The organism is Embleya sp. NPDC059237 (assembly GCF_042754105.1).
Classification (GTDB): Bacteria; Actinomycetota; Actinomycetes; order Streptomycetales; family Streptomycetaceae; genus Embleya.
The window spans coordinates 153559-178848 of the sequence record NZ_JBHZAE010000001.1 but is presented as its reverse complement, the minus strand read 5'-3'; the positions used below and the strand labels follow the sequence as shown (position 1 = coordinate 178848).

Genomic DNA, 25290 nt, shown 5'->3' with positions numbered 1-25290 from the left:
GCCGCCGGTCCGGTTCCGACCTACCGGGCGTACTGCCAACGAACGGCGAGTACGCAGGTCACGCCAGTGGCATGACGCTTGCTCCGGCCCCGTCCACGTCCAATTGCCGAACCACCCAATCGGGCCCGGCAGTGCCGATCGCCTCGTCCACGCGGTCCGGTGTGACCAGGGCGAGTACGGTCGGCCCCGCGCCGGAGACGACCGCGGCCATCCCCTGTGCGCGCAGCTTGTCGATCAATTCGGCGCTCGCCGGCATCGCGGGCGCCCGGTATGTCTGGTGCAGTCGATCCTCGGTCGCGGCGAAGAGCAGGTCGGGCCGCGAGGTGAGCGCGGTGACCAGCAGCGCGGCGCGCGCCGCGTTCGCCGAGGCGTCGCGATGGGTCACCTTGGCCGGCAGCAGACCGCGCGCGACCTCGGTGGACAGCGGGGTGGAAGGTACGAACACGACGGGAGATATACCCCGGTCGGGGCTCGATCGCACCGCCCGGGGCCCGTCCTCGTCGGTCCACGCGATGGTGAAGCCGCCGAGCAGACACGCCGCGACGTTGTCGGGGTGGCCTTCGAGTTCGGTGGCCAGGGCGAGCGCGGCCTCGTCGTCGAGCCGCTCGGCGCCGCCTATGGTCAGCGCCCGGGCGGCGATCACCCCGGCGCAGATGGCGGCGGCCGACGAGCCCAGGCCACGGCCGTGCGGGATGCGGTTGGCGCAGACGACGTCCAGGCCGGGCGGACGGCCGCCCATCGCCTCGAACGCGGCGTGGGCCGCGCGAACGACCAGGTGGTTCTCGTCACGGGACAGCTCGTCGGCGCCCTCACCTGCGATGTCGATCGACAAGCCCTCGTCCGCGACCCGGATCGCGACATCGTCGTACAGTCCGAGCGCGAGTCCGAACGCGTCGAACCCGGGACCCAGGTTGGCGCTCGTGGCCGGGATGCGAACCCGGACGGGGGCGGCACGGAATGCGGGGCCGGCCATACGCGTGGACACTCCTCCTCGTGGAGTTCCGGGCACCTTCGCGGGGCGGTCCGAACCGGTGACGCATTCGGGAAATCGCGGGTGCTGCGGAACGGCAGGAACAGACGCGAGACTCGGGCGGCATGCGCCGCGGAACGAGTGGAAGGTCGCGTCCGGTGATCAGCCTACCGAAGGTGCGTTCCCTCGCGGGACACCGTAACCACCGCGTCGTGGGATTGGTACCGGAAATGGGATCGAAAAGGATCGCGGGCGGTCGACGCTCGATCATGGGCCGACCTGATTCGATCTTGTCGTCGGTCGTGCGCCGATCGGGTGTTCCTGCCGGCGGCGCGCCCGAACGGCCGCGCCGGGCGGCCGTCGCGCGGGTCGGGCCGGGGCGCCGACCAGGCACTTCGGGAGGATGTGTCGGCGGAGCGCCCGGGCGGTGGCGGCATCGGGTACGCCCGCCGAATGGCGCGACGGAGCCGTGGTGGGGCTCGCTCGGGTGTGTCCCGCCCGGTCGCTCGACGTGCGAATTTTCCCGAGTCGCACGCTTGGTCGGCGGCTTTCCCGGCGGATATTCCGCGGACGCGCGGCTTCGGAGGGAATTCGACTTCGGGAGTGTCGGCCGCGCGGGTATCGGCTTCGCGGGTGCGACTCGGCCTGTGTGGGCGTTACACGTATCGGTACCGAAGTCGGTGGTGGTCGTGGTCGCGCGTGTCGGCCGTGGCGCGTGCGGGTCGCCGTGGCGCGCGTGGCGTTGTGGCGTGCGCGTCGTTGTGGCGCGTGTGTCGGCGTCGCGCGTGCGCGTCGGCCACCCGCCTTCGTGGGTGGCCGACGCGTCGTGGTCGATGCGGCGCGGTGCGGTGTGCGGTCAGCCCAGGCCGAGTTGCGCGGCCGCGGCGGCGGCGTCGATCGGCACGACGACCGGCTTGGGCGCGCCGGCGACGGCCCAGTCGGGGTCCTTGAGGCCGTTGCCGGTGACCGTGCAGACGATCCGCTGGCCCGGGTCGACCCGGCCCTGTTCGGCCGCCTGGAGCAATCCGGCCACACTCGCGGCGGACGCGGGCTCCACGAAGACGCCCTCCTGCGCGGCCAGGAGCCGGTACGCCGACAGGATCTGACGGTCGGTCACCGACTCTATGTGGCCGCCGGATTCGTCCCGCGCGGCGATCGCGAGGTCCCACGAGGCGGGGTTGCCGATCCGGATCGCGGTGGCGATCGTCTGCGGCGAGAGCACCGGCGCGCCCTTGACCAGCGGCGCCGAACCGGCCGCCTGGTAGCCCCACATACGCGGGCGGCGGGCGGCGAGGCCGTCGGCGGCGTACTCGTTGTAGCCCTTCCAGTACGCGGTGATGTTGCCCGCGTTGCCGACCGGCAGCACGTGGATGTCGGGCGCGTCGCCGAGCATGTCCACAATCTCGAAGGCGGCGGTCTTCTGGCCTTCGATGCGCACCGGGTTGACCGAGTTCACCAGCGCGACCGGATACTTTTCGGCCAGATCGCGGGCGAGGGTCAGGCAGTCGTCGAAGTTGCCGTCGACCTGCAGGATGCGCGCGCCGTGCACGAGCGCCTGGCCCATCTTGCCGAGCGCGATCTTGCCCTGCGGGACGAGCACGGCGCACACCATGCCGGCCCGCACCGCATACGCCGCGGCGGAGGCCGAGGTATTGCCGGTGGAGGCGCAGATGACCGCCTGGGCACCCGCCTCCTTGGCCTTGGAGATGGCCATCGTCATCCCGCGGTCCTTGAAGGACCCGGTCGGGTTGGCCCCCTCGACCTTGAGGTGAACATCACATCCGGTGCGCTCGGAGAGCACCTGGGCCGGGACCAGCGGCGTGCCACCCTCACGCAGGGTGACCACCGGTGTGCTCGCCGAGACCGGCAGTCGGTCGCGATATTCCTCGATGACCCCGCGCCATTGCATGGTGCGGACGCCTTCCTTGAGCGCGCTCACGGTCCTCTACTCCCCTTCGACCCGCATGATGCCTGCGATGTCACGGACGATGTCCATACCGCGCAGATCGGCGACGGTCGCCGCGAGCGCGGCGTCGGTGGCGGTATGGGTGACGATCACGAGTGTGGCATCCCCGTCCCGGCCCTGCTGACGCACCGTGTCGATGGACACGTCGTGCTGGGCGAAGACCGCGGCGACCTGGGCCAGGACGCCGGCGCGGTCGGCCACGTCCAGGCTCAGGTGGTAGCGGGTGCGGGCGATGCCCACCGGCTGCGGGGTGAGCGCCGCGTAGGCCGATTCACCGGGTCCGGTGGCGCCGGAGAGCTTGTTGCGGCAGACCGCGACCAGGTCGCCCAGGACCGCGCTGGCGGTCGGCGCGCCACCCGCGCCGGGGCCGTAGAACATCAGCTGCCCGGCCGCCTCCGACTCGACGAAGACCGCGTTGTACGCCTCGCGCACCGACGCGAGCGGGTGCGAGCGCGGGATCATCGCGGGGTGTACGCGAGCGCTCACGCTCTGTCCGTCGGCGCCGCGCTCGCAGATCGCGAGCAGTTTCACCACGCAGTCCATCGCCTTGGCCGAGGCCACGTCGGCGGCGCTGACCTCGGTGATCCCCTCGCGGTACACATCGGCCGCGGTCACCCGGGTGTGGAACGCCAGGCCGGCCAGGATCGCGGCCTTGGCGGCGGCGTCGAAGCCCTCGATGTCGGCCGTCGGGTCGGCCTCGGCGTAGCCGAGCGCGGTGGCCTCGTCCAGCGCCTCGGCGAAGCCGGCGCCGGTGGAGTCCATCCGGTCCAGGATGAAGTTGGTGGTGCCGTTGACGATGCCGAGCACCCGCTCGACCTTGTCGCCGGCCAGCGACTCGCGCAGCGGGCGCAGGAGCGGGATGGCGCCGGCGACGGCGGCCTCGTAGTAGAGGTCCACGCCGTGTTTCGCGGCGGCGGCGTGCAGCGTCGAGCCGTCCTCGGCGAGCAGGGCCTTGTTGGCCGAGACCACGGAGGCGCCGTGCTCCATCGCGGACAGGATCAACCCGCGGGCGGGCTCGATGCCGCCGATCACCTCGACCACCACGTCGATGTCGTCGCGTTTGACGAGTTCGACGGCGTCGGTGGTGATCAGCCCGGGGTCGATGCCCGCGCGCTCGCGCCCGGCCCGGCGGACGGCCACGCCGGCGAGTTCGATGGGGGCCCCGATCCGGGCGGCGAGGTCGGTCGCGTGCGTCGTCATGATGCGGGCCACTTCGGAGCCGACCACACCACAACCGAGCAGCGCCACCTTCAGCGGCTGCGTACGCATCATCCGACCTCACTTCTCGAAGACAAAGGTTGTCCGAGTCTGCCGCCCCGGCGGGTTTCCGGCGACGGGCAGTGCCGACAAGTGTCGCTCGGATCAGGCCCCGAACCGGCTGCGGTCCAGGATCCGAGACGGGAATTCTTGCGGCTCGACTCGGTGTCGACGGGATTTTCTCCCGCCGATTTGCTGCCGTGATGTTCGTCCGTGTGCGGGGGCCGCCGAGCGGCGGCCCCCGACGAGGTGTCCCGCTCAGCCGACGTCGAGGGCCAGCAGGTCCGCTTCGGTCTCGCGGCGCACGATCACGCGCGCCTCGCCGTCTCGTACCGCGATCACCGGCGGGCGGGTCACGTGGTTGTAGTTGCTCGCCATCGACCGGCAGTAGGCGCCGGTGGCGGGCACCGCGATCAGGTCGCCGGGGGCCAGGTCCGCGGGCAGGTACGCGTCGCGCACGACGATGTCGCCGGACTCGCAGTGTCGGCCGACCACGCGCGAGAGCATCGGCGCGGCGTCGCTGGTCCGGGAGACGAGCGTCACGGTGTACTCGGCGTCGTAGAGCGCGGTGCGGATGTTGTCCGACATCCCGCCGTCGACGCTGACGTAGGTGCGCAGGCCCTCCAGGGGCTTGATGGTGCCCACCTCGTACAGGGTGAACGTGCCCGGTCCGGCGATCGCGCGGCCGGGTTCGACCGAGAGCCGGGGCGCGGCCAGGCCGGCCGCCGCGCACTCGCGGCGCACGATGTCCAGGAGCGAGGCGGCGATGGTGGCGGGCTGCTGCGGGTCGTCGGCGGAGGTGTAGGCGATGCCGAGGCCGCCGCCGAGGTCGATCTCGGGCAGTTCGACCCCGTGCTCGTCGCGGACCGCGACCAACAGGGCGACCACGCGGCGCGCGGCGACCTCGAAGCCGGCCGTGTCGAAGATCTGCGAGCCGATGTGCGAGTGCAGGCCGATCAGTTCGAGCGAGTCGAGCTTGCGGATCCGGCGCACCGCCTCGGCGGCCTGCCCGTCGGCGAGCGAGAAGCCGAACTTCTGGTCCTCGTGCGCGGTGGCGATGAACTCGTGGGTGTGCGCCTCGACCCCGACGGTGATCCGGACCAGCACCTTTTGCCGGACGCCGCGCCGGTCGGCCAGGAAGGCGAGGCGGCTGATCTCCTCGAAGGAGTCGACCACGATCCGGCCGACGCCGGCGTCCAGGGCGCGGTCGAGTTCGTCGGTGGACTTGTTGTTGCCGTGGAAGGCGATCCGGGCCGGGTCCATGCCGGCGGACAGCGCGATGGCGAGTTCGCCGGCGGTGCACACGTCCAGGTTCAGGCCCTCCTCGGCGATCCAGCGCACGAGCGCGCGGCAGAGGAAGGCCTTGCCGGCGTAGAACACGTCGGCGCCCTCGAACGCCTCGCGCCAGTCCCGGCAGCGGGCCCGGAAGTCGGCCTCGTCCAGGATGTAGGCGGGGGTGCCGAACTCGCGGGCCAGGTCGCGTACGTCCAGGCCGGCGACGGTGACCACGCCGTCGGTCCCGCGCGCGGCGGTGGTGGGCCAGATCTTCGGGTCGAGCAGGGCCAGGTCCTCCGGCGCGACGGGCGGCGCGCCGTCGGGCAGGACGTCCGCGTGGCGGGGACCGGCGGGGTGGGCGGAGCGGCTCATGTCGTGGTGCTCCCCTTGGAGTCAGGGCGTCGGTGGGTGTCGGGGGTGTCCGTCGGCGGGGTCGGTGGGCGTCCGTCGGCGGGTGTCGGTGGGCGTCCGTCGGCGGCTGTCCGTCTGTGCGCCGGGGCGGATACGACCGAAGGCCGGGCAAGTACTTCCGCCCGGCCTTCGACCTGTCGCCTGTTGCGTTGTGACGATCCGTCACATGCGCTCGGGGGCGGACACCCCCAGGAGGGCGAGGCCGTTGGCCACCACGGTTTTCGCGGCTTCGGCCAGCCACATTCGGGCGTACGTCAGGTCGGTGACCGCTTCCTCGCCCTTCGGCAGGATCTGACAGTGGTCGTAGAAGCGGTGGTACGTGCCGGCCAACTGCTCGAGGTAGCGCGCGACGTGGTGCGGCTCGCGCATCTCGGCGGCCTTGGCGACCACGCGCGGGAACTCGCCGAGCATGCCGAGCAGGTCGGACTCCCACTCGGTGGAGAGCAGTTCCGGCTTGAACTCGCCCTTGACGATGCCGCGTTCGGCCGCCTTGCGCTCGACGGAGGACATCCGCGCGTGCGCGTACTGAACGTAGAACACCGGGTTCTCGTTCTTGTGCGAGGTGAGGATGTCGATGTCGAGGGTGATGGTGGAGTCGGTGGACGAGCGGGCCAGCGAGTAGCGCGCGGCGTCGACGCCGATCCACTCCACGACGTCGTCGATGGTGATGATGTTGCCCGCGCGCTTGGACATCCGGACCTCTTCGCCGGCGCGCATCATCTTCACGAACTGGCCGACGATGACCTCGATGTTGTGCTCGGGGTCGTCGCCCGCGCAGGCCACGATCGCCTTGAGCCGCCCGACATAGCCGTGGTGGTCGGCGCCGAGCATGTACACGGCGACCTCGTTGCCGCGGTCGCGCTTGTTCAGGTAGTACGCGGCGTCGGAGGCGAAGTAGGTCTTCTCGCCGTCGGACTTGATCAGGACGCGGTCCTTGTCGTCCCCGTAGTCCGTGGTGCGCAGCCAGATCGCGCCGTTGTCGTCGTAGACGTGGCCCTGCTCGCGCAGCCGCTCGATCGCCTTCTCCACCGCGCCGGACGCGTGCAGTGTGGTCTCGGAGAACCAGACGTCGAAGTGCGCGCCGAAGTTCTCCATCGAGCGCTGGATCTCGGCGACCATCAGCCGCAGTCCGGTGGCCCGGAAGATCTTCTCCTGGAGAGCTTCGTCCATGCCGAGCACGTCGGGGTGCTCGGCGAGGATGTCGGCGGCGATGTCGTTGATGTACGCGCCGACGTAGCCGTCCTCGGGCACGGGCCGCTTGTTCGCCGCCGCCATCAGCGACTTGCCGAACTTGTCGATCTGTACGCCGGCGTCGTTGATGTAGTACTCGGTCGTGACGTCGGCGCCGGACGCGCGCAGGATCCGCCCGAGCGAGTCGCCGACGGCGGCCCAGCGCACCCCGCCGATGTGGATCGGCCCGGTCGGGTTGGCGGACACGAATTCGAGGTTGATCTTCAGCCCGTCGAACGCGTTGTTGCTGCCGTAGTCGGCGCCGGCCTCGACGATGGCGCGGGCCAGCTCGCCCTGGGCGGCCGTGTCGACGGTGATGTTGAGGAAGCCGGGACCGGCCACGTCGACCTTCGCGATACCGGGCACCTGCGCGATGCGCGCGGCCAACAGCTCGGCGATCTCCCGCGGCGCCCGCTTCGCCGGCTTCGCGAGCTGCAGCGCGATGTTCGTCGCGTAGTCGCCGTGCTCGCGGTTCTTCGGTCGCTCCACCGTCGTGCTCTCGGGCACGGCAACGGCGAGCTCGCCCGCCTCGACGGCGGCACGAACCGCGGACAACACTGACTGCGAAAGCTCTGCGGGGGTCACGCGCACAAGGGTAGGCGACCCGCCGACCGACCCGCCCGGCGGGCGGGGTAGGTCATTCGGGTGACAGTTCCGGCGACAACGCCCGCACGAGGCGAATCAACTGCTCGGGATGAAACGGCTTGGTCAGATACCCGTCCACGCCCACCGCCCGCGCCCGGGAAAAATCCTCGTCCTGCGCACAGGCGCTGATCATCAAAATCTTCAACCCTTTGGTCCGCGGATCCGCCCGCAACCGCGCAGCCGTCCCGATCCCGTCCAAATGCGGCATGACCACGTCGAGCGTCACCAGATCCGGCCGCACCTCGTGCACGAGCCGCAGACACTCCTCCCCATCCCGGGCGGTGCTCACCACGAACCCCTCCAGCCGCAGATTGACCGCGATCAGCTGCCGAATCACCTCGTCGTCATCCACGACAAGGACCCGCGCCGCCTCACCACCAATCCCGCCCACGCCAGTGAGGTTAGGCCCCCCACACCCACGAGGGGGCCCGATCCGCACATCTCGTCCCCACCCCACCCACCCCCAACCCCAACCCCTTCGCAACCGCCCCCGAAGAACTGGTAATGTTCACGTCACCCGAGCCCCTGTAGCTCAGGGGATAGAGCAACGGCCTCCGGAGCCGTGTGCGCAGGTTCGAATCCTGCCAGGGGCACACAGCGTGAACAGTCTCAGCAGCCACGATCACTCGTGAGCTGCTGTTTTTGTTTTGGGGTGGTGGGGCGATGCTCACTGTGGGTGCAGGCAGTGGCCGCCGGATGCAGGTGTAGGACAGCCGCCGTGCAATATACGTGCAATGATCTTGGACGCGTTTCCGCAGGTCACGGTACGTATTTGAGGTCTGTGCGGCGTATTCGCGGCGTGGCTTCGGACATGACTCGGAACATGGCGAGAGCCCCGGATCGCTCCGGGGCTCCCTGTCGGGCGACGGGCCGTCAGCCGTGTTCACCGAGGCCGTCCGAGATGCGCTTGTTGATCATGTCTCGTTGTCCGTCGATGCACTTGGCGTAGATCTTGAGCAGGACGTCCACGGAGTGCCCGAGCCGTTCGGCGACCTCCGTGGGCGGTACGCCCGAGTTCAGCCACAGGGACGCGCAGGCGTGCCGCAGGTCATACGGCCGGGCCGCGAGTGGGGACGAGACCTGTTCCTCCGTCAGCCCGAGCATGCGCGCCTGCTTCCACACGCGGGAGTAAGTGGAGGAGGCGAGCACGCCGCCGCGCTCACTTGGGAAGAGTCGGCCGTCGGCGGAGGTGCCGAACTCTTCGAGGTGCGCCCGGAGGATCGCCACGAGTTGCGGCGGGATCGGCACGGGGCGGGTGTCCTTGTCGGCGCGTTGCTTCAGGCCCCGCTCGTCGTGCGCCTGGCCGTTGTCGGTCCAGGTCTTGCCCGCGGTGGGTCGGGTGGCCTGGAGGGTGAGTTCGCCCCAGCCGGATTCGGGCAGCTTGCAGTCGGCCCGGCGGAGATTGACCGCTTCGGCCGGGCGGGTTCCGGCGTAATAGAGGACCGCGAAGAAGGCTTGGAGCCGTCGACCGCCGGCCCGCTTGTAGCCGGCGACGTAGGTCACGGCGGTCAGGAGCCCGCGGGCCTGGACAGGGTTGGCGACGGCGCGCCGATCCACCGACGTCACGACCATGACGCGCTTGCGCTTGATCCGGTCGATCGGGTTCGCCGGCAGGTGGTCCAGTTCCACGGCGTAGTCCAAGACGTTGTACAGAACCGCCCGCTTGCGCCGCAGGGTCTCGGCGCCGGCCGCGGTGCCGTCGAGCTTGCGGCCGAGCGCGTCCAGGAGGCCGTGCACGGTCTTGGCGTCCTGGAGGTCGGTGATCGGTCGGGATGCCTTTTCGAGCCATGTGATGGCCTTGGCGATGTCCTTGGGCCGGTCGATCTCGCGGCGCGTGGGTGGAAGCGCGAAGAGCCGAAGGGCCCTGCGGAGGGTTGTGGGCTCCGGGCGGTTCTTGGCGTCCTTGACGAACGCGGGCAGCGCCGTGGCCAGCGCATCCGTCATGCTGTCGCGCGACTTCGCCGCCGCACCGGGCCACTTCATGTCCATATAGGCGAGCGCGAAGGCGTAGAGCGATGTGGCTGCCTTGGCCTTCTCCATGGAATCCGGAAGACCTGATTCCACATTGAACGCTTCGCCGTCCTCCACAGCCCGGAGCAGGCGGGAACGGAACCGGTCGGCCAGCCCCTTGGAGCCGAAGGTGGTGGATTGGCGTTAGTCCGCGACCTTCCAACGCACGACGTAGGAGGGCTTCTTGCTGCTCTGGTTGCGCAAGACGCCCCAGATCCGCACCCCATACGACTTCTCGGTCATGCCGCCTCCTCCCTCCTGCTGTCGAGCCAGTCCGCGAACGCGTCGCGAGAGATCCGGAGTTCACCGTTCGGGAGCTTGATGCAGGCGGGAGCCGTGCCCAGTTGGCGCCAGCGGTAGAAGGTCCGGGGAGAGATGTCGCACAGTTCTTCGAGGACTTCCGGCACCGTCATGAGTTCGGCTCGGGCAGATGTCCTTCTTCTGGTCATGCGGCCCTCCCCCGCGGTGCGGTTGCGCAATTGTCGAGCGACCCGGTCGCTCTGGCCTTCGCGTCGTCCATGGCCCGGCGCCAGCGCACGCGTTCGGCGACGGCGCGAAGGAGTCGGTGGGACAGCGGCGCGACGTCCGGGTCGTCGCGGCCGACGCGTTGCCAGATGAAGCGGTTGGGGTCGGATACGTCGGCCGGGTCGCCGATCAGGTCGAGGACCCAGGCGCGGCGCTCGGCCTTGTGGTCGGCCATGGTTTTGCCGGACCACTTGCGGGAGACGAGTACGCGCCGCCCGCCGTAGCCGAGGTGGGTCCGGCGGTGCGCCTTGGCCTTGCAGCGGCCCGGGAACAGGCCCGGCCGGGCGTTCTTCGGCTGGACCCCGTACAGCAGCCAGTTCGCACAGGCGGGCGAGCACGGCTCATACCGCAGGGCTTCCACGAGCCGATCCACGTGGGCGTTCTGAGCCCCACTCTGGGCCTCGTGGGACTCGTGAGCAGACTTGTTCAGGTACTTGGTCAGGTAGCCGATGCAGCGCCGCGCATCGGGCGAGCCGACGAGGACGCCCTTCGCGTCGACCTGCGTCCCGAACCGGGCGACGTGGATCGGCTGGGCATCGTCGGCCAGGTCATCCAACGCCTCATCCCAGATGGGCAGTTCGGAGCCGCTGGCCGGGTCGAGATACGCACCGACCTCCGGATCCCAGACCGGCGGAAGGTCGGCCGAGTAGACCGGCTCGTCACATGCCGGCCACCACACTTGGTGATAGGTGGCCGCCACGACCTGACGAAGCTCGGCCCGCGAAACCGTGCCCCGGATCGCAAGGTGAATATGCGGAGCCAGCCGCCGCTGATACTCCACTGCCGCGAAGTACTGCACGTCGAAGCCGACCAGGCGCCGCAGGTTCTGCACGAACCGATCGACCAGCTTCGAGAAGTGCAACGCATCCCGGGCAGCCGCCCGGTAGTCGTACGCCGACGCGTTCACCGGCGTCCCGTCGCCACGCACCCGCCCGTACGAGGGCAGGGTCAGGGTGACGAACAGCGACGGCCGGAAGACCTTGCCGTCGGGTGCGGTGTACGCCTTCCCGACCGTCCGCGCGTCGACCTCACGCCGCGGCAGATCGGGCGCGTCCTGACGCCGCCGGGTAGACCGCACCCGCCGGGCCACCGGATCCGGGTCGATGTTGCCGCGCACCCCCGAGTCGGCCAACTCCTTGTCGACCGCAGCCAGGTCGTCGACAAGATCGTCCCGTTCGCCGCCGCGCGCCAGGTCGTGCTTCTTCGTCCAGTCGGCCCGCAGTTCCGCCAGCACCCGCTGTTCGCCGGTGGGTTCGTCGGCCTCCTGAATCGCCACCCCTCCCGACACTGAGCCATCCTCAGCCGCCGCTTGCGCTCCGCACAGGACGGGCACACGCTCGCCAGCGTCGCCCCACACGGGACGTCCACCACGGTCGTCTCACCGGTCACCACATCGATCCGCCGCAGCGCGATCGGCCGCACACAGACCCCGTTGTTCCTGCGCCACGGCCCGCACGACCTCACGAGCCATCGGCATCCGCGCACGCTCGGCCCGGGTACTCATCGGGTGCTCTCTTCGAGCGTGGTCCACACCGTCACGGAGTGGCCGTGGACGGTGCCCGCGACCTCGATCCGGGTGTACTCCCCCGTGTACTCGCTGCGACCCTCGAAACGCGTGGTCACCACGTCGTCCATGGCCGACGCCCAACGCTCCAGATCCCGCACGATCCCGCCGAACAGGTGGATCGTCACCGACCACGCCTTATCCACCGGCGACCACCCGATGTCCAACGAGGTGGCCGGGGGAAGAGTGGGCCGGCAGCCGATGAAGTCCGCGACGCACCGCAGGACGGTCACGCCCCGCCCCATGTCCGAGTCGAACTCACCGCTCCTCACGCCGCACCCCCGAAGCCACCGGAGGACCGGCCGTACTCGCGCACCATCGCGTCGATCGCTTCATCGGACACGAACGCCGCCCGCACCCGCACCGGTTCGGGCTGGGTCTCCCGCTTCACGTAGCCCACCCCGGCACCGATCTCCGGATCGGGAGAGATCAGGTCGGCCGCCGCACCCCGATCCCGCGCCCCGTTGCCCAAGACCATGTCGACCTGATTCGGCTCATCCAGCCGCAACGCGATCCGATCCGGGAACAGGTTCCGGATGTTCATGACCTCCTTGCGCGGATCCTGCAAGGCCCCGATCACACAGAACCCGACCGACCGCCCCTGACTCGTCAGCGTCGCAATCGCCGCATCCGCCCGCTTCCGGAGATCCCGATCGGGTTGATACGCCGTCAGAAACGCCAGCTCATCCACGATCACCACCACGAACGGGCAGGCAGCCGAGGGTTCGTGCTTACGAACCCGACCCGCGAACGCCTGCGCCCGCGCATTCATCTCCGCCGCCGCGGCCTCCAGCAGCTCCACCATCGCCGCCGACTCACAGGCGTACCGCCGGAACAACGACCGCCCGTACGACAACTCCATCCGCTTCGGATCACACGCCCACAGCTGCACGAGCCCCACCCGAGCCGCCGGAAGCAGCGCCCGCACGACGCCCCACAGCACCGAGCCCTTCCCGGCCCCGGTCACACCGGCCACCAAGACGTGAGTCCCGTGCAACCGCAGCCGCCAAGGCGACCCGTCGTCACACCGCCCGATCTCCGCCGCCGCGAACTCCGGCCGCCACGGATCCTCCCGATCGGCCGCCGGCTTCCCGTACCTGACCGCAGCCAGCCCTGCCGCCCGCTTCACGACATCGCCCAACCCAGGCATCGGCGGCGCCTCGAACGACTCCGCCAACGGATCCGCAAACCAGGCCCGCAGCAGCACCACACCCCGCCCGGGAGACGACGCCTCCACCCGGAACACACCCCAGGTGTGCGCGATGCCCTCCACGCGATCGCCAAGATCCTTCGGCGTCTGCCCCGGCAACAACGAGACCGTCACGTCGAAGCCCAGCTCATGCCGCCGAATACGCAGAATGCGCGGAAACCTGTACTCGAACGTCTCATCGATCCGAGACACCGGCTCCTGCTGCCAGGCCCCGATCGCCTTCGACAACGCCGGCCACCCCCGCCGCACCCGAGCCGCGAACGAGAACAGCCACCACCAGGCAGACGCGACCGCGACCACCAGGTAGACGAACAGCAGCAGCGACGAGGCCAGGACGCCGCCCCGGGCCCGCACCACCTCGAACAGCACATACAACGCCGCGAGCAGTAAGGCCCCGAACCGCACGACAGGCCGCTGAAACACATGCATGATGGAAGAACCCCTTCGAAGATCACCAGGTCGTTCGGATGGGGAGCGGCCCCGGTGCGACGAACCCGCCAAGATCTGCTCGCACCAGGGCCGCGCCTGTCTCACACGACGAACCGTCAGGCCGCCGCCGTCTTGATCGCGCTCTTCAGCGGCCCCGCCGGAGCCCGCAGGCCCGACGCGCGGTAGGAGAACGCCACGCGGTTGGTGGACTGGTTGAGGTAGGCCGTCACCGTCAGCCCGTCGAACTCCACCGGCCGAAACGGCAACCCCGGCAACGTGTCCGGCAACACCGGCTCCACGTCCGCCGCGACCTTCACCTTCACCGTCGACTCGTTCGCGTCCGGGTCGCCGTCGACCACCGACACCGCCCACACCGGCAGCCCGCTCACCTTGTCCCGCGCCTGCACCTTCGCCCCACCCTTCGACGCCTCGAAGTCCGCCACCGGAGCCACCGACTTCGCGAACGCCCCAAACGGAAACACCGCCGCGAACGCCACCGGGATCGCACCCTTGATTGCCATTTCGGATCACCCATCACGAGTCCCGAGACATCTCCTCGATCGAAGAGGATGCCAACCCGTAGTACGGGCTGACTTCAGAGTTACACACCCGTAGTACGTCTTGTCAAGCGACATGTCTTGCGGGATGCTGCCAGCAGGAAGTCTGAACCGTGCTCCGCATCGCAAACCGGGAGGAAAGCCATGGAGCCCGCTCGTAAGAAGGCCCGCTACCACGAGATCGCGGACTATCTGCGCGACCGGATCATGGACGGCACGTTCCCGGCCGGGCAGCCGCTACCGAGTGAGGAGCAGTTGGCGAAGGAGTTCGGGGTATCCCGCCCGACGGTTCGCCAAGGCATCACGGAGCTTCGTGCGGCTGGGCTGGTCGAAGTGTTGATGGGCCGCGGGATGTTCGTCCGCTCCCCACACGCCAGGCCGAACACGACGCGCCCGCGGGGGGTCCGTCGGGATCGGGACGGGCGATACGTCGAGGCCGACGCCATCCGCTGGACGACGAAGGACGAGCCGGCCGCCACCCGCACCGACGCGCCCCTCGCGCTCGCCGACATGCTTCGCGTTCCGCCGGGTGAGCCGATGTTCACCTACGACGAGTTGCAGACCGCCGAACACGGCCGGCTGCGCCAGGCCCACCGGACGTACGTGCCTTTCTCCGTCCTGGAGAACACCCCGTACGCCGACACCGCTCCCCCGCCGGCCCCGCAGCTCTACGTAGCCCTGGAACAGCTCGGCCACGAACTGCACTGGACCGAGAACGTCCGCAGCCGCATGCCGCTCCCCGACGAGGCCACGTCACTCCACCTGACCGATGGTGTCCCGCTGTTCCACATCCTGCGGGTGGCGTCGAATCAGCACGACCGGCCGCTCGCTCTGGAGGAGTTCAAGATCTCCAGTGACGATCTGGAGATCTCCTACGGATTCAGCGGCTCCTCGTGAGCGAGACACGCCCGCTCTCGGAAGTCTTCCCGGAGTTCTACATCGAGTTGATCAGGCTCCTACACGAGGAATCCGAGCACTCGTTGGCCGGCGATCTCCACATGGTGCGCTTCCACGACTGGTGTGAGTGCACGGACGATTTCTGCCAGAGCTTCAGGACGGCGCCGGCACCGGACGGCGCTTTCGGCCCCGGACATCGAACGCTCTGCCTTCTCGGGGAGAAGGACAACGCCATGATCAACATCGATCTGGTCCATGAGTCCGTGGCCTACATCGAGGTCATAGGCCGCCCGAAGCTGAAGTCCCAGTTCCGAAAACCGAACTGAATCGGCTTCGGACGTGCGAGAACCCCCGCTCAGGTTCAGTGAGCGGGGGTTCTCCTATTCGACCGGCGCCAACAGAGAAGGGAGACTCCGGCCGAGCTTGGGTCAGGCCGGGGTCGAACGGTCGTTGCGTGCCGACTCGTCCGCGCATGGCAGACGCCCGATTTCGACGCACAGGCCGAGGGTCAGCGCGTCCTTGAGTCGGGAAGCCGCATCGCTGGTCACCCGGCCGAGGCGGACGTGACCCTTGCCCACGATGTTCACGTCACCCTGCAAGTACGCGAAGTCGTCGGCCAGGCCGAGCAACCGCAACTCCTCCGCCAACTCCCGTGCGGCATCCCGCGCTTCGGACCAGCCTCGGACATACGGCACACCGGGCCGCAGGACATCGGCGTGAACATCCTTCTTGTCATCCATGGTCGTGCTCCCCGTCCGTACCCTCGGTCGCGAACGCCTCATCCCCCAAGGCCAGTCGAGCCGCCCGCAGCAGCGCGGCCAATCGGCGGGTGGTGGCCGGGGAGACCCGGCCCAGGTTGACGATCCCCCGCCCGAAGGCGTTGACGTCCGCCGTCAGAAACGTGAAGTCCGCTTCCATACCGGCCGCGATCAGCACGTCGCGCAGGTCCATCACCGCGGAACGGGCCACGTACCAGGCGTCGCTGTCGTCCATGCCGTGTGGCTCATCCGAATCGCGCACCGTTTCGCTCCCTCGCTGGTTACCGGGACGAGTACGCCGACGGCGCCGCGTCGGAGATGGGGAAGACCATGCCTTCTTCGGCCACTTCGGCGAGCTTCACGGTCAGGGCATCCAGCCGGAACGTATTCATCCCGAGGAGGCCGGGCCGACGAAGCCATCGCGTCGCTTTGCGCCACTCTGTCGGACCCACATCGGGCGAGGGAGCCAGGAGATAGCCCCTGAGTCCCGCACAGCGGGTGCGGTAGACCGCTTCGCACGCGAGAGCGACCGTGAGTGGAGGCGAATCCGTATCGCGGTGAACGAGGAGCCCGAACTTCGTCGCTCGGGGGTCGAAGAGCACACCACCGGTCGGAATGCGCTCCCGGTCGTAGAACGCGAGCACTCGCTCACCGACGTGTTGGTGCACCGTGACCAGGTCGAACGTCTTCCCGATCTTCAACGGATACAGGACCGCCGGGGTGGTGTTCCATTCCTCAAGGCATCGCTGCGGGTTGTCGGCCGCCCGGGCCAACCACTCCAGCGACTGCAAGATCGTGTTGCGCACAGCGTCGCCACCTTCGGGACATCCGATTGTGATTACCGTGCGTTCAGAGTTGACCGCAACGTGCAGTGGGCGGAAGATGACACGAACCCGAGCAGGGGGACGCGTCCCCCTGTCCCCCTGGGGGCGACGATGGAGAACCAAGTCCTTCCGCTCTACGCCCAGCGTTTGCGTCGCGTCCGCAACGAACGGTCGTGGACACAGCGCCAACTGATGCGATCGATGCGCGAGATCGCCGCACGACGCGGCATCAGGCTGGTGAGTGACGACAGTCTGAAACGGCGCATCTCCGACTGGGAGAACGGCCGACAGCTCCCCGACGAGCGCTATCAGGCAATCCTGTGCGCGGTGTACGAAGTCGAGCCGGAGGACATGGCGTTCGACGAGCCAGCCGCGAACGCGTGGGGCAAGCCGGATCCGGGCGTGATCGAACTGATGACCCGCTTGGAGAGCGCCCGAGCCGTCGACGACGAGATGTTGGCCCTGCTCAGGTTCCAGACCAACGCCATCCGCCTGAAGGACCGTCGCTTGGGTGCCGCCGTGGTGGCGGACGAGATGAGCGCCCACATAAGCCAGGTCGATCAGCTGCTCAAGCACGCCATGCTGCCGAAGCAACGCGCCGGCCTGGCGCACGTACTCGCCGACGCATCCGCTCTGGCCGGCTGGCAGGGAGTCGACACCGAATCGCTCCACGAGTCCTGGGAGCACTTCGAGCGCGCGAAGGCCGCGGCGAGCATCGCGGAGGACCCGAGCATCCTGGCCTTCGCAACAGCCGAGCAGGCATACGTGCTCCTGGAGTTGGGCCAGGCCGAGTCCGCCTTGCAGCTCATCCGGTACGCCCACGGCGAAAGCCGCTCAAGGCTGCCGTCCCTGACCCGGAGTTGGCTGTACGGCGCTGAGGCGGAAGCCCACGCGGCCATGGGCGACGGCTCCGCATCGATGAACTCCATGGATCTGGCCGCCGCAGCCCTACCCGCAGACCCGAACGACCCGGACCTCCCCTTCCTGGCCCTCAACCTCACCCACTTGGCCAGGTGGCGCGGATCCTGCCTGGTCCGTCTCGGCGACACCGAGGTCATCGACACCCTGACCAACGCCCTGGCAGGCATGAGCGGCTTCACCCGCGCCGAAGCGGGCCTCCGGTGCGACCTGACCGAAGCCCTGATTGCCCACGGCCGCACCGAAGAAGCCCGCATCCACTGGAACGAGGCCAAAAAGCTCAGCACGGTAGCCGCCTCAGCCCGCTCCCGCCGCCGCCTGGTCCGCCTGTCAGAACGCCTGTGAAGCCTCGTCGTCCAACTTGGCCCCACCACGGGTAGCCAAGACATGCAACAGCCCCACCAACACACCCGAGTTCCAGATCCGCCCCTTGGCAATCAGGCCCGGGATGTCAGCAAGCGGGACCCACTCCATCCGCGCCATCTCGGTCGTCTCAGTCGGCTCGGCAATTTGGGTAGCCCCCTCCCCCACGAACACGTCATGCCAAGAGTCGACCATCCCGACCATGGGCTGAAACCGCGCCGCGTGCCGGAAGGTCGCAGGCCGATAGCCGGTCTCCTCCAGCAACTCCCGCAGCGCCGTCTCCTCGGGGTCCTCCCCCTCATCCACCAGTCCACCGGGGATCTCCCACCCCCACCGATCCGCCACGAACCGATGCCGCCACATCATCAGCACCCGATCCTGATCATCGATCAGCACCGTCATCGCCGCCGCCCGCAGCTTGATCACATGATGCTCAAACCGCTCCCCATCAGGCAGTTCAACGTCCGTCAGGAAGACGCGCATCCACTCGTTGTCATAGATGATCCGTTCGCCATGAACGACCCAAGCCGAGGAAGTGTCATCGTCAGTAGCCACACGACGACGCTACCGGCCAAGCCGCCCGCAGGCCGGCCTCGACGAGGATCAACAACAAAGCACTGATGACGACCGGCCAGGCCCTCAAAGTCGGCACGGGACCACGCATGTTCACTTGCGTGCCGACGACGGATCGGGTCTACTGGCAACGTAAAAATGTATATACATTTCTGTGCTTGAGTAAGACTCAGGTGGTCGTAGCACAGGAAAGCCCGGCCTGGAGTTGGCGCTCCACGACCGGGCAACCTACAGCAGGGCGTGTGTCCCGGTCGTCCTTAACTCGGCCGGGGCTCCCTACTTTCGAGAACCGCCTAGCCGACGCCGGGCCTAGAGTCCCTACTTCAGCGGATGATCAAGCACACCAGGTAGAGCACGGCTGCACAAAGCCGCGCCCACGAGTCAAGCTTGACCTTCCGTTCCTGTCGGCGCCGTTGCTGACGACGCGTCATAGCACCATCCCCTAACCGGTGTTGAGTCGCAAGGCCCCATTGAAGTGGGCCCCACGGGCAGGGGGTTCGAGAATGATGCGGATCTCATCCTACGCAGGCATCCGTGGCCGTGTCCCACGCCCGTACGCAGATGCTTGCCGAATTCAGCTCTAATGGATCAAGTGGCCCGCGTCACGCGTGCCGACGCCCGGCCAAACTGGGGGCTGCGCCGGGCGTGCGGCGTGGCCGCCGGTCCCGGCGCAGCCCCCAGCCCAACCGGGCGATCAACGGTGTGGCGGGTCCGCCGCAGGCGAGTCTTTACCTTCGCGCCGATCGGCGGGGACCCCTCCCGGAGCAAGGCCAGGGGGCCGAGGGGAACCAAAACCGGGTGGGGATGCCTGCGGCCCCCTCCGCCGGGCAGCGTACGGCCCCCTGACCATGCTCCGGCCCCACCGATCGACGCGAAGGTAAACACTCACCTCAAGCTCAGAGCGAAGGTTGCTGTCCCGGTAACTTCCCTGAATCCACTCGGGCTTGCGGGCAGCTCAATGGTTGTGCAGCATGCGTGTAATGATCTTGGGATTGGGTGGGTCCCGACGCGGCTAACGTGCTGGTCAAAGGGCGGTTGTGGGGATTTGCTGGCACCCGCTCCGGAGCCGTGTGCGCAGGTTCGAATCCTGCCAGGGGCACGTAAAGGTCAGGACGAGAAATCGGCCGCTGACCAGCCAGAACGCAACGACGAAGCGCCCGGCCTCAGTCCTACTGAGTCCGGGCGCTTCTCGTTGTGTCGCGGTGTCCGCGCCCATCCTGCGCCCAGGTCCGGGCCTACGTGGCCGGCTCCTCCAGGGCCCGCTCGATCGCCCGGTTCGCGGCCTCCTCCCCGCCGTCCATGCACCCCTGGTACCGCTTGTGGATAACCTCCACCGAGTTGCCCGCCCTGCGTGCCACCTCGGCGACGGGCACCCCGGCGTTCAGCCATCGGGTGATGGCTGCGGCCCGGAGGGCGTAGGGCTTCTCGGCGAGGATCGAGCGCACCCGAGCAGGAGGCAGGGCAAACTCCCGCGCTTCCTGCCAGACCCGCCAGTACGTGGAAGTCCCCACCAGTTCGCCCCGCTCGTTCCCGAACACGCGCCCGTCCTTCGCGGTGCCGAACTCCTCAAGATGGGCCCGGAGGATGGCCACCAGGACCGGCGGGATGGGCACCGGACGATCCGTCTCCGGCTCCCTCCCCTTCGAGCCGCGCTTGTCGTGCCGCGCCCCGCTGTCGGTCCACTGCTTGCCCGACACCGGACGCGTCTCCCAGAGCTTCAGGACGCCCCACCCCGACTCGGGAAGCTCGCAGTCGGCCACCTTCAGCCCCACCACCTCCGCCGGGCGCAGGGCGGCGAAGTACATGACGGCGAAGAACGCCACCAGGCGGCGCCCCCGCATCCGGTCCCACGAACCGACGTACGAGACAGTCGTCAGCAGCTGCTGAGCCTGCGTCGGATTCGGCAGCGACCGGCGGTCGATCGGGCGCATCGTCGTGCCCAGCTTGGACCACCCTCAGGCGAAGGGATCACCGGTCAGGGCCCCGATCTCCCGGGCGTACGCCACCGCGCCTTGCAGGGCGCGCCGTCTCCGCTTGACCGTCTCGGCCCCGGCCGGGCCGCCGTCCAGCTTGTACGTCACCCGGTACCGGACCTCCCGAGCGACGGCGGGATCCTCCAGAGCCGATACCGGCAGGGCATTCTTCTCCAACCACTCCCACACCGGCAAGAGTTCGGCGGACAGGTCGTCAGGAGTGTGGTCCGGGACCACGATCCACCGCATGACCGCCCGGACGTCCAGAGGCGCCGGCCGCTCCGGTGCATCGGGCGACACCATCGCGATGGCGACGGCGGCCAACCCGTCCGCGATCCCCTCGCGGCTCTTGCCTGCGAGGGTCCGCCACCGCACCCCTGGATAGGCCCGGCTGAACGCGGGCCACAGGGCATCTCCCGGCAGGACCACCGGAGTTGGCGGCGCCGCCTCCTCCTCTTCGGCATCCCGAGCGACCTGGGCAGCCTGCGCGGCGCGGTACTCGGACTCGGGCGGGCCCGTGCGGACGTGGAACGCCTCACCGCGGCGCATCGCCTGCGACAGCTCCGACCGGCGGCTCTCCGCGAGAGGCAGCGTGGCGAACTGCTCGTTGGCCGGCTACCCCGCAACTCGCCAACGCAGGCGCCACGGCGCGGACTTGCCGGCAGACTTCGCGACCCGCCACAAACGGACGTTGAACGAAAACTCGTCAAAGGCGGGGGCAGGGCGCCAAGGACGGGCGCCCCTTGCCTCGGCCGCTTCGGCGGTCACGCGGCGGGCCCCTGCCGGACCCGGTACCCGGCGGGCCTTCTCCCGCAGCTCCAGCGAGCCGAGTAAGGGCGGTCAACTGCTGGACCAGCGAGCCCGGCGGCGAAACGACGACGCGCAACCGGCATAGCCGGCACGGGGCCGCCCTGGTCAGTACCCCTCGCGCACCTCGAAGACGCCGCTGTCCCAGTACACGGACGGCTCGTCGGTCTCGCTCGGCCAGTCGCTCTGCAGACGGCGGCGGCGGTGTCCGAGGTCCCCGACCCGGTGCGGGCTCAACCGCCCCGCCATCAGGTCGTCCGCCTCGGCGTCCGTGATCGGCAGCACGGTCCGGTACTGCGCGTCCCTCGACGCGACCCAGTCCACGTACTCGGTGAAGACGCTCACAAAAGCCTGCGAACACAGGCCGCAGCGGTGAACGGAGACGATGAAATGCGAGTCGTCCCGAATCATCCTCTCGACCCGGACCCCGGCCGGGCTCCCGTGGTGCGCCCGCGCCACCACCGCGTCCTCAGCACAACACGCCGCACACCCGAAACCCGCGGACTCCGTCGTGTCCCCCACCATGAACGCGCCCCCTTCGACCGTGGGCCACAGGCTACTAGTGGCAGCTGCGCGCCCATCCTGCGCCCACAATCGACCCCGGACGCCTGGGGCGGACTAAACATGCAGGTCAGGGCCGTGTGCGGAGTGCCTTCCGGAGCCGTGTGCGCAGGTTCGAATCCTGCCAGGGGCACACAGTGTGAACAGTCTCAGCAGCCACGATCACTCGTGAGCTGTTGTTTTTGTTTTGGGGCCTCATGCCGGTCCTCGCTTTCCGTGCAGGGGTGGGCGGCCGGATGCGGGTGTAGGTCGACGGTTGTGCGTTGTATGTGTGGTGATCTTGGAGGCGTCTGCGCAGGTCACGCGCCGTATTTGCGAGTCTGGTGGCAGAGCGGCGGCAACGGCCGGGCCCGGATGTGACGAAAGCCCCGGAGGTCGTCCGAGGCTCGTCGGCCGGGGGCGCTGGCTGGTCAGAGGCCGTCATCGAGACCCTCCGAGATGCGCTGGTTGATCGAGTCGCGCGAGTTCCGGCGTAGTAGAGGGCCGCGAAGACGGGCCGCGGACGTCGGCCGCCGGCCGGCTTGTAGCCGGCGGCGTACGGGACCGAGGTCAGCAGATCACGGACCTGGACCGGCGAGGCAACCGAGTGCCGGTCCACGGACTTCACGACCGGGATCTTGCTGGACCCCGTACAGCGGCCAGTTGGCCATGGTGGGCGAGCAGGGCTCGTAGCCCAGTGCTTCCACGGGTCGGGTCCACGTGAGCATTCCGGGCCCGCTCTGGGCTTCGTGGGACCGATGCAACGCCGCGCGGCGGGCGACGTGGATCGGTTCGGCTTTGTCGCGCAGGTCGTCCAACGCATCGTGCCAGGTGGGTGGTTCGGCGCCGCTCGTTGGGTCGAGATACGCACCGACCTCTGGATCCCGGGCCGTTCGAGGGTCGGTCGCGTAGAGCGGCTCGTTGCACGCCGGGCTTAGGGGATGCGGGCGAGGGGTGTTGTTGGTGGCTTGGGTTGTGTGTTGTTTGGGGTGAATGGCCGGGCGCGCGAAAGGGTGTCGGGGCTTGGGCCGTCGTGAGGATGGCCGCGGTTGTGTTGGGCGGGGGCTTGTTGGTGTTGGGCCGTGGATTCGTGGCCCTCGGGGTCGGCGAAGCGGCCGAGGTTGCTGTTGCGTTCGGGAGGCTCGGTTCTCCGGCTGAGGGTGGGGTGTTGCGGTTAGGTGGATTGGTGGGCGGGGATTTGGGGTTCGGGATTTTGGGGGGTGTGGTGGGGGGTGGTCGGGGGCTGGTCGGTGGGGGTGGATTTGCGGGCGTCGAGGGATTTGATGACGCGGCGGCCCACTTCGACCATGGGCTTTTCGAGGCGGTGGTGGAGGGCGTCGGCGGCGAAGAGGGCGACCAGGGTTACGGCGATGGCGAACAGGACCGTACCGGGGCGGAGGTGGGGGGCCATGGCGACCACGGCGATCTCGGCGGGGCCCTGGATCAGATATAGGCCGTAGGAGCGTTCGCCGACGAATACCAGGGGGCGGAGGGACAGGGTCCACTTGCCGATGCCCGGGGCCAATAGGGTGGGGAGGAAAATGGCCACCGCTACGCCGTAGAGGAGGACTACCGGGCGTTCGTCGTCGAAGTATTCGACGAGGTTTTTGAGGTTCAGGTGCAGGGTCACGAAGCCCGCGCCGACGATTGCACCGACCACGGGGTGGGTGAGCGGGCTGAACAGGGCAAATCCGCGCGGCTGGTGCAGGATGAGGGCGAGCAGGGCACCGGTGAGCAGGACCGCGTAGTGGATGCCCATTCCGCGCCAGGTGTCCGAGTAGGGGACCAGGACCAGGCCGATCGCGATGATGGCGAGGGGAATCCGGAGGCGGCTGGAGACGAAGCTCACCAGGATGAGCGCGAGCGGCCATACCAGGTAGAACTTCTGCTCGATTCCGATCGTCCAGGAATAGAGGTACGGCACGTCCCCGGCCGGGAGGTGGTACTCGTTCATGAAGCCCAGGTAGTTCGGGAGGTGCTCTTTCAGCAGGGTCCACGAACGGCCGTTTTTGTAGGCTCCCACGACGACTACCGCAAGCACCACGTAGTAGAGCGGCATGATGCGGAAGATTCGGCGGATGTAGAAGTTCCGGAGGGATACCCGTCCGGTTCTGTCCCGCTCGCGCAGCATCAGCGTGGTGATCAGGAAGCCGGAGATGATGAAGAACGCGTGAACGCCGATCCAGCCGGACAGGAATTCGACCTTCCGACCGCCGAAGTGGAAGAAGATCACGATCACGGCGGCAAAGGCGCGCAGGCCGTCGAGCGCGTCGAACCTCCGCATCGCCAGGAATTCGCCGTGTGTCAGTTTCCGCATTCTGGAATCTCCGAGTGGGCGGCGGGAGTGCGCGGTCGTGGCGGCCGTGATATCCCTACACGGCCTGGTCCTGGTCGCGGGCGATCTCGCTCGGCCTGCGACGGATATCGAGTGAGCCGGTGATCCGACGACCTGATGATCCGGTGTCGAACGGTCGATATGCGATATCCGCGACAGGAACTCGGGCAGCGGGCCGGGAAATGTGCGTCCACGCCGTTCCGTGAGTCGTGAGCCGTGATCATGTGCGTGCCGATCGGCGGATCGACCGGGGCTTGTGCGTACGGCAGTATCGCGGATCGTGTCGGCTCTTGACCAGCGGGGGTGGTCGGCCGGCCATGGCCCGGCCGCGGGCCGACGGGCCGACCGTCGGCCGGCGACGACCGACCGGCTCGAACCCTGGCCGACCGGCTACGCGTCGTTCCCGGCCGACAGGTGGCGCAGGGCTGCCAGGAGGGCCGGGCGGTCCGGGGTGGTGGCGAAGAAGGTGGTGTCGGCGGCTTCCACCGCCTCGATGGCTTCGGCGGCCAGGCGGGCGCCCGCGTCGGTGATGTGCAGCAGCTTGGCGCGGGTGTCGGTCGGGTCGGTGGCCCGGACCAGGAGGGACTTGGCTTCCAGGCGGCGGAGGACCTGGGAGGCGGTCTTGACGTCCATGCCCGCGTGGTTGGCGAGGGCGAGCTGGTTGGGGCGTACGCCTTGGCCCTCCAGCCACCACAGGCTTGCCAGCAGCACGAATTGAGGGTGGGTCAGGTCGAGCGGGCCGAGCGTGGCCGCCATCGTGCGCTGCCAGCGGAGGGTGGTGTGCCAGAGCAGGAAGCCCGGACTGTCGTCGGGGGCAAGCGGCATGGTGGACCTCCGTGGGCGCGGGTGTGGGCGCGGGCGCGGTGCGGTGGGGTCGGATGGGGTGGGGGCGAAGGGATGGAGGGCGTTCGGGAACGAACGGACCACCGGACCACCGGCCGGACATCGCCCGGCCCGACCAAGCCCGCGACCATCCGAACGGGTGGCCCGTTGGGCGTTCGGGCAATCGATCAGCTGATCGACCAGCTGATCGACAAGCCCGCCGACGGCACGTGCCGACCAACCAAGTGGACAGCTGTCCACCCAACTCACCACACCAGCCGACAAACCGAGCGGCCCGACGAACCGAGCGGCCCGTCGAGCCGTCGAGCCGTCGAGCCGTCGAGCCGTCGAGCCGTCGAGCCGTCGAGCCGTCGAGCCGTCGAGAGCAGATTATCTGCGCGGGGATAATCTTTACAAGGACTACCCGAGCC

Annotated in this window: 22 protein-coding genes, 1 tRNA gene and 2 pseudogenes; 4 read left to right on the top strand and 21 right to left on the bottom strand. The window is 68.8% G+C overall.

What is annotated here, in order from left to right:
* Window positions 1-58: 58 nt before the first annotated feature.
* From thrB to ACFXKZ_RS00780, 6 genes are all read right to left on the bottom strand, one after another.
* Complete coding sequence (gene thrB, locus ACFXKZ_RS00805) at window positions 59-973, bottom strand: homoserine kinase (protein WP_379994962.1); 915 nt, start codon at window positions 971-973, stop codon at window positions 59-61.
* Between the two features lie 853 nt (window positions 974-1826).
* On the bottom strand, window positions 1827-2879 hold the full coding sequence (gene thrC, locus ACFXKZ_RS00800; protein WP_379997246.1) for a threonine synthase: 1053 nt from the start codon (window positions 2877-2879) through the stop codon (window positions 1827-1829).
* 36 nt (window positions 2880-2915) lie between these two features.
* Window positions 2916-4208 carry a homoserine dehydrogenase gene (locus ACFXKZ_RS00795; protein ID WP_379994960.1) on the bottom strand — a complete coding sequence of 431 codons (1293 nt, stop codon included), beginning with the start codon at window positions 4206-4208 and terminating at the stop codon, window positions 2916-2918.
* Window positions 4209-4451: 243 nt separating this feature from the next.
* A complete protein-coding gene (gene lysA / locus ACFXKZ_RS00790; protein WP_379994957.1) occupies window positions 4452-5840 on the bottom strand; it encodes a diaminopimelate decarboxylase in 1389 nt (462 codons plus the stop codon).
* 201 nt (window positions 5841-6041) lie between these two features.
* A complete protein-coding gene (gene argS / locus ACFXKZ_RS00785) occupies window positions 6042-7694 on the bottom strand; it encodes an arginine--tRNA ligase (RefSeq protein ID WP_379994955.1) in 1653 nt (550 codons plus the stop codon).
* A 52-nt stretch (window positions 7695-7746) separates the two neighbouring features.
* Window positions 7747-8145 carry a response regulator gene (locus ACFXKZ_RS00780; RefSeq protein ID WP_379994952.1) on the bottom strand — a complete coding sequence of 133 codons (399 nt, stop codon included), beginning with the start codon at window positions 8143-8145 and terminating at the stop codon, window positions 7747-7749.
* A gap of 130 nt (window positions 8146-8275) precedes the next feature.
* Between ACFXKZ_RS00780 and ACFXKZ_RS00775 the strand changes: the two genes are divergently transcribed.
* Window positions 8276-8347 (top strand) — tRNA-Arg (locus ACFXKZ_RS00775).
* Window positions 8348-8627: 280 nt separating this feature from the next.
* Here the strand turns inward: ACFXKZ_RS00775 and ACFXKZ_RS00770 are convergent.
* The 6 genes and pseudogenes from ACFXKZ_RS00770 to ACFXKZ_RS00745 form a co-directional block, all read right to left on the bottom strand.
* A pseudogene (locus ACFXKZ_RS00770) lies at window positions 8628-10007 on the bottom strand (tyrosine-type recombinase/integrase).
* A complete protein-coding gene (locus ACFXKZ_RS00765; protein WP_379994949.1) occupies window positions 10004-10213 on the bottom strand; it encodes a helix-turn-helix transcriptional regulator in 210 nt (69 codons plus the stop codon). The pseudogene ACFXKZ_RS00770 and the gene ACFXKZ_RS00765 overlap by 4 nt, the downstream one beginning before the upstream one ends.
* Window positions 10210-11678 (bottom strand): annotated as a pseudogene (locus ACFXKZ_RS00760) (replication initiator). The gene ACFXKZ_RS00765 and the pseudogene ACFXKZ_RS00760 overlap by 4 nt, the downstream one beginning before the upstream one ends.
* A gap of 111 nt (window positions 11679-11789) precedes the next feature.
* Window positions 11790-12086 (bottom strand): hypothetical protein, encoded by a 297-nt coding sequence (locus ACFXKZ_RS00755; protein WP_379994947.1) that lies wholly within the window; start codon window positions 12084-12086, stop codon window positions 11790-11792.
* Window positions 12087-12121: 35 nt separating this feature from the next.
* Window positions 12122-13492, bottom strand: a complete 1371-nt coding sequence (locus ACFXKZ_RS00750) for an FtsK/SpoIIIE domain-containing protein (RefSeq protein WP_379994945.1) — start codon at window positions 13490-13492, stop codon at window positions 12122-12124.
* Window positions 13493-13608: 116 nt separating this feature from the next.
* A complete protein-coding gene (locus ACFXKZ_RS00745; RefSeq protein ID WP_379994943.1) occupies window positions 13609-14013 on the bottom strand; it encodes a plasmid replication, integration and excision activator in 405 nt (134 codons plus the stop codon).
* 180 nt (window positions 14014-14193) lie between these two features.
* Here ACFXKZ_RS00745 and ACFXKZ_RS00740 point away from each other — a divergent pair, with 180 nt between their 5' ends.
* Together ACFXKZ_RS00740 and ACFXKZ_RS00735 are read left to right on the top strand one after the other, a co-directional pair.
* Window positions 14194-14946, top strand: coding sequence for a GntR family transcriptional regulator (locus ACFXKZ_RS00740; protein WP_379994941.1), 753 nt, complete (start codon window positions 14194-14196; stop codon window positions 14944-14946).
* The gene (locus tag ACFXKZ_RS00735; protein ID WP_379994939.1) at window positions 14943-15272 is read left to right on the top strand and encodes a hypothetical protein; all 330 of its coding nucleotides are present in this window, start codon (window positions 14943-14945) and stop codon (window positions 15270-15272) included. The genes ACFXKZ_RS00740 and ACFXKZ_RS00735 overlap by 4 nt, the downstream gene beginning before the upstream one ends.
* Window positions 15273-15374: 102 nt before the next feature.
* Here ACFXKZ_RS00735 and ACFXKZ_RS00730 read toward each other — a convergent pair whose 3' ends face one another.
* From ACFXKZ_RS00730 to ACFXKZ_RS00720, 3 genes are read right to left on the bottom strand one after another with little or no spacing between them, the layout of a single operon-like run.
* On the bottom strand, window positions 15375-15686 hold the full coding sequence (locus ACFXKZ_RS00730; protein ID WP_379994937.1) for a hypothetical protein: 312 nt from the start codon (window positions 15684-15686) through the stop codon (window positions 15375-15377).
* A complete protein-coding gene (locus ACFXKZ_RS00725) occupies window positions 15679-15966 on the bottom strand; it encodes a hypothetical protein (protein ID WP_379994935.1) in 288 nt (95 codons plus the stop codon). The genes ACFXKZ_RS00730 and ACFXKZ_RS00725 overlap by 8 nt, the downstream gene beginning before the upstream one ends.
* A 19-nt stretch (window positions 15967-15985) precedes the next feature.
* Entirely contained in the window at window positions 15986-16510 is a 525-nt protein-coding gene (locus tag ACFXKZ_RS00720; protein ID WP_379994933.1) for a hypothetical protein, read from the bottom strand.
* 129 nt (window positions 16511-16639) lie between these two features.
* Here ACFXKZ_RS00720 and ACFXKZ_RS00715 point away from each other — a divergent pair, with 129 nt between their 5' ends.
* Window positions 16640-17791: a helix-turn-helix transcriptional regulator gene (locus tag ACFXKZ_RS00715; protein ID WP_379994931.1), complete on the top strand. Its 1152-nt coding sequence runs from the start codon at window positions 16640-16642 to the stop codon at window positions 17789-17791.
* Here ACFXKZ_RS00715 and ACFXKZ_RS00710 read toward each other — a convergent pair.
* The 6 genes from ACFXKZ_RS00710 to ACFXKZ_RS00685 form a co-directional block, all read right to left on the bottom strand.
* Entirely contained in the window at window positions 17777-18364 is a 588-nt protein-coding gene (locus ACFXKZ_RS00710) for an NUDIX hydrolase (RefSeq protein WP_379994929.1), read from the bottom strand. The two genes, ACFXKZ_RS00715 and ACFXKZ_RS00710, sit on opposite strands and share 15 nt — an antisense overlap.
* Window positions 18365-19617: 1253 nt before the next feature.
* Entirely contained in the window at window positions 19618-20313 is a 696-nt protein-coding gene (locus ACFXKZ_RS00705; protein WP_379994927.1) for a tyrosine-type recombinase/integrase, read from the bottom strand.
* 24 nt (window positions 20314-20337) lie between these two features.
* Window positions 20338-20904, bottom strand: coding sequence for a hypothetical protein (locus ACFXKZ_RS00700; protein WP_379994924.1), 567 nt, complete (start codon window positions 20902-20904; stop codon window positions 20338-20340).
* Between the two features lie 366 nt (window positions 20905-21270).
* Window positions 21271-21507 carry a hypothetical protein gene (locus ACFXKZ_RS00695; RefSeq protein ID WP_379994922.1) on the bottom strand — a complete coding sequence of 79 codons (237 nt, stop codon included), beginning with the start codon at window positions 21505-21507 and terminating at the stop codon, window positions 21271-21273.
* 1369 nt (window positions 21508-22876) lie between these two features.
* Window positions 22877-24019, bottom strand: a complete 1143-nt coding sequence (locus ACFXKZ_RS00690) for an acyltransferase family protein (protein WP_379994920.1) — start codon at window positions 24017-24019, stop codon at window positions 22877-22879.
* Window positions 24020-24427: 408 nt separating this feature from the next.
* Window positions 24428-24862, bottom strand: a complete 435-nt coding sequence (locus ACFXKZ_RS00685; protein ID WP_379994918.1) for a MarR family winged helix-turn-helix transcriptional regulator — start codon at window positions 24860-24862, stop codon at window positions 24428-24430.
* Window positions 24863-25290 lie beyond the last annotated feature (428 nt).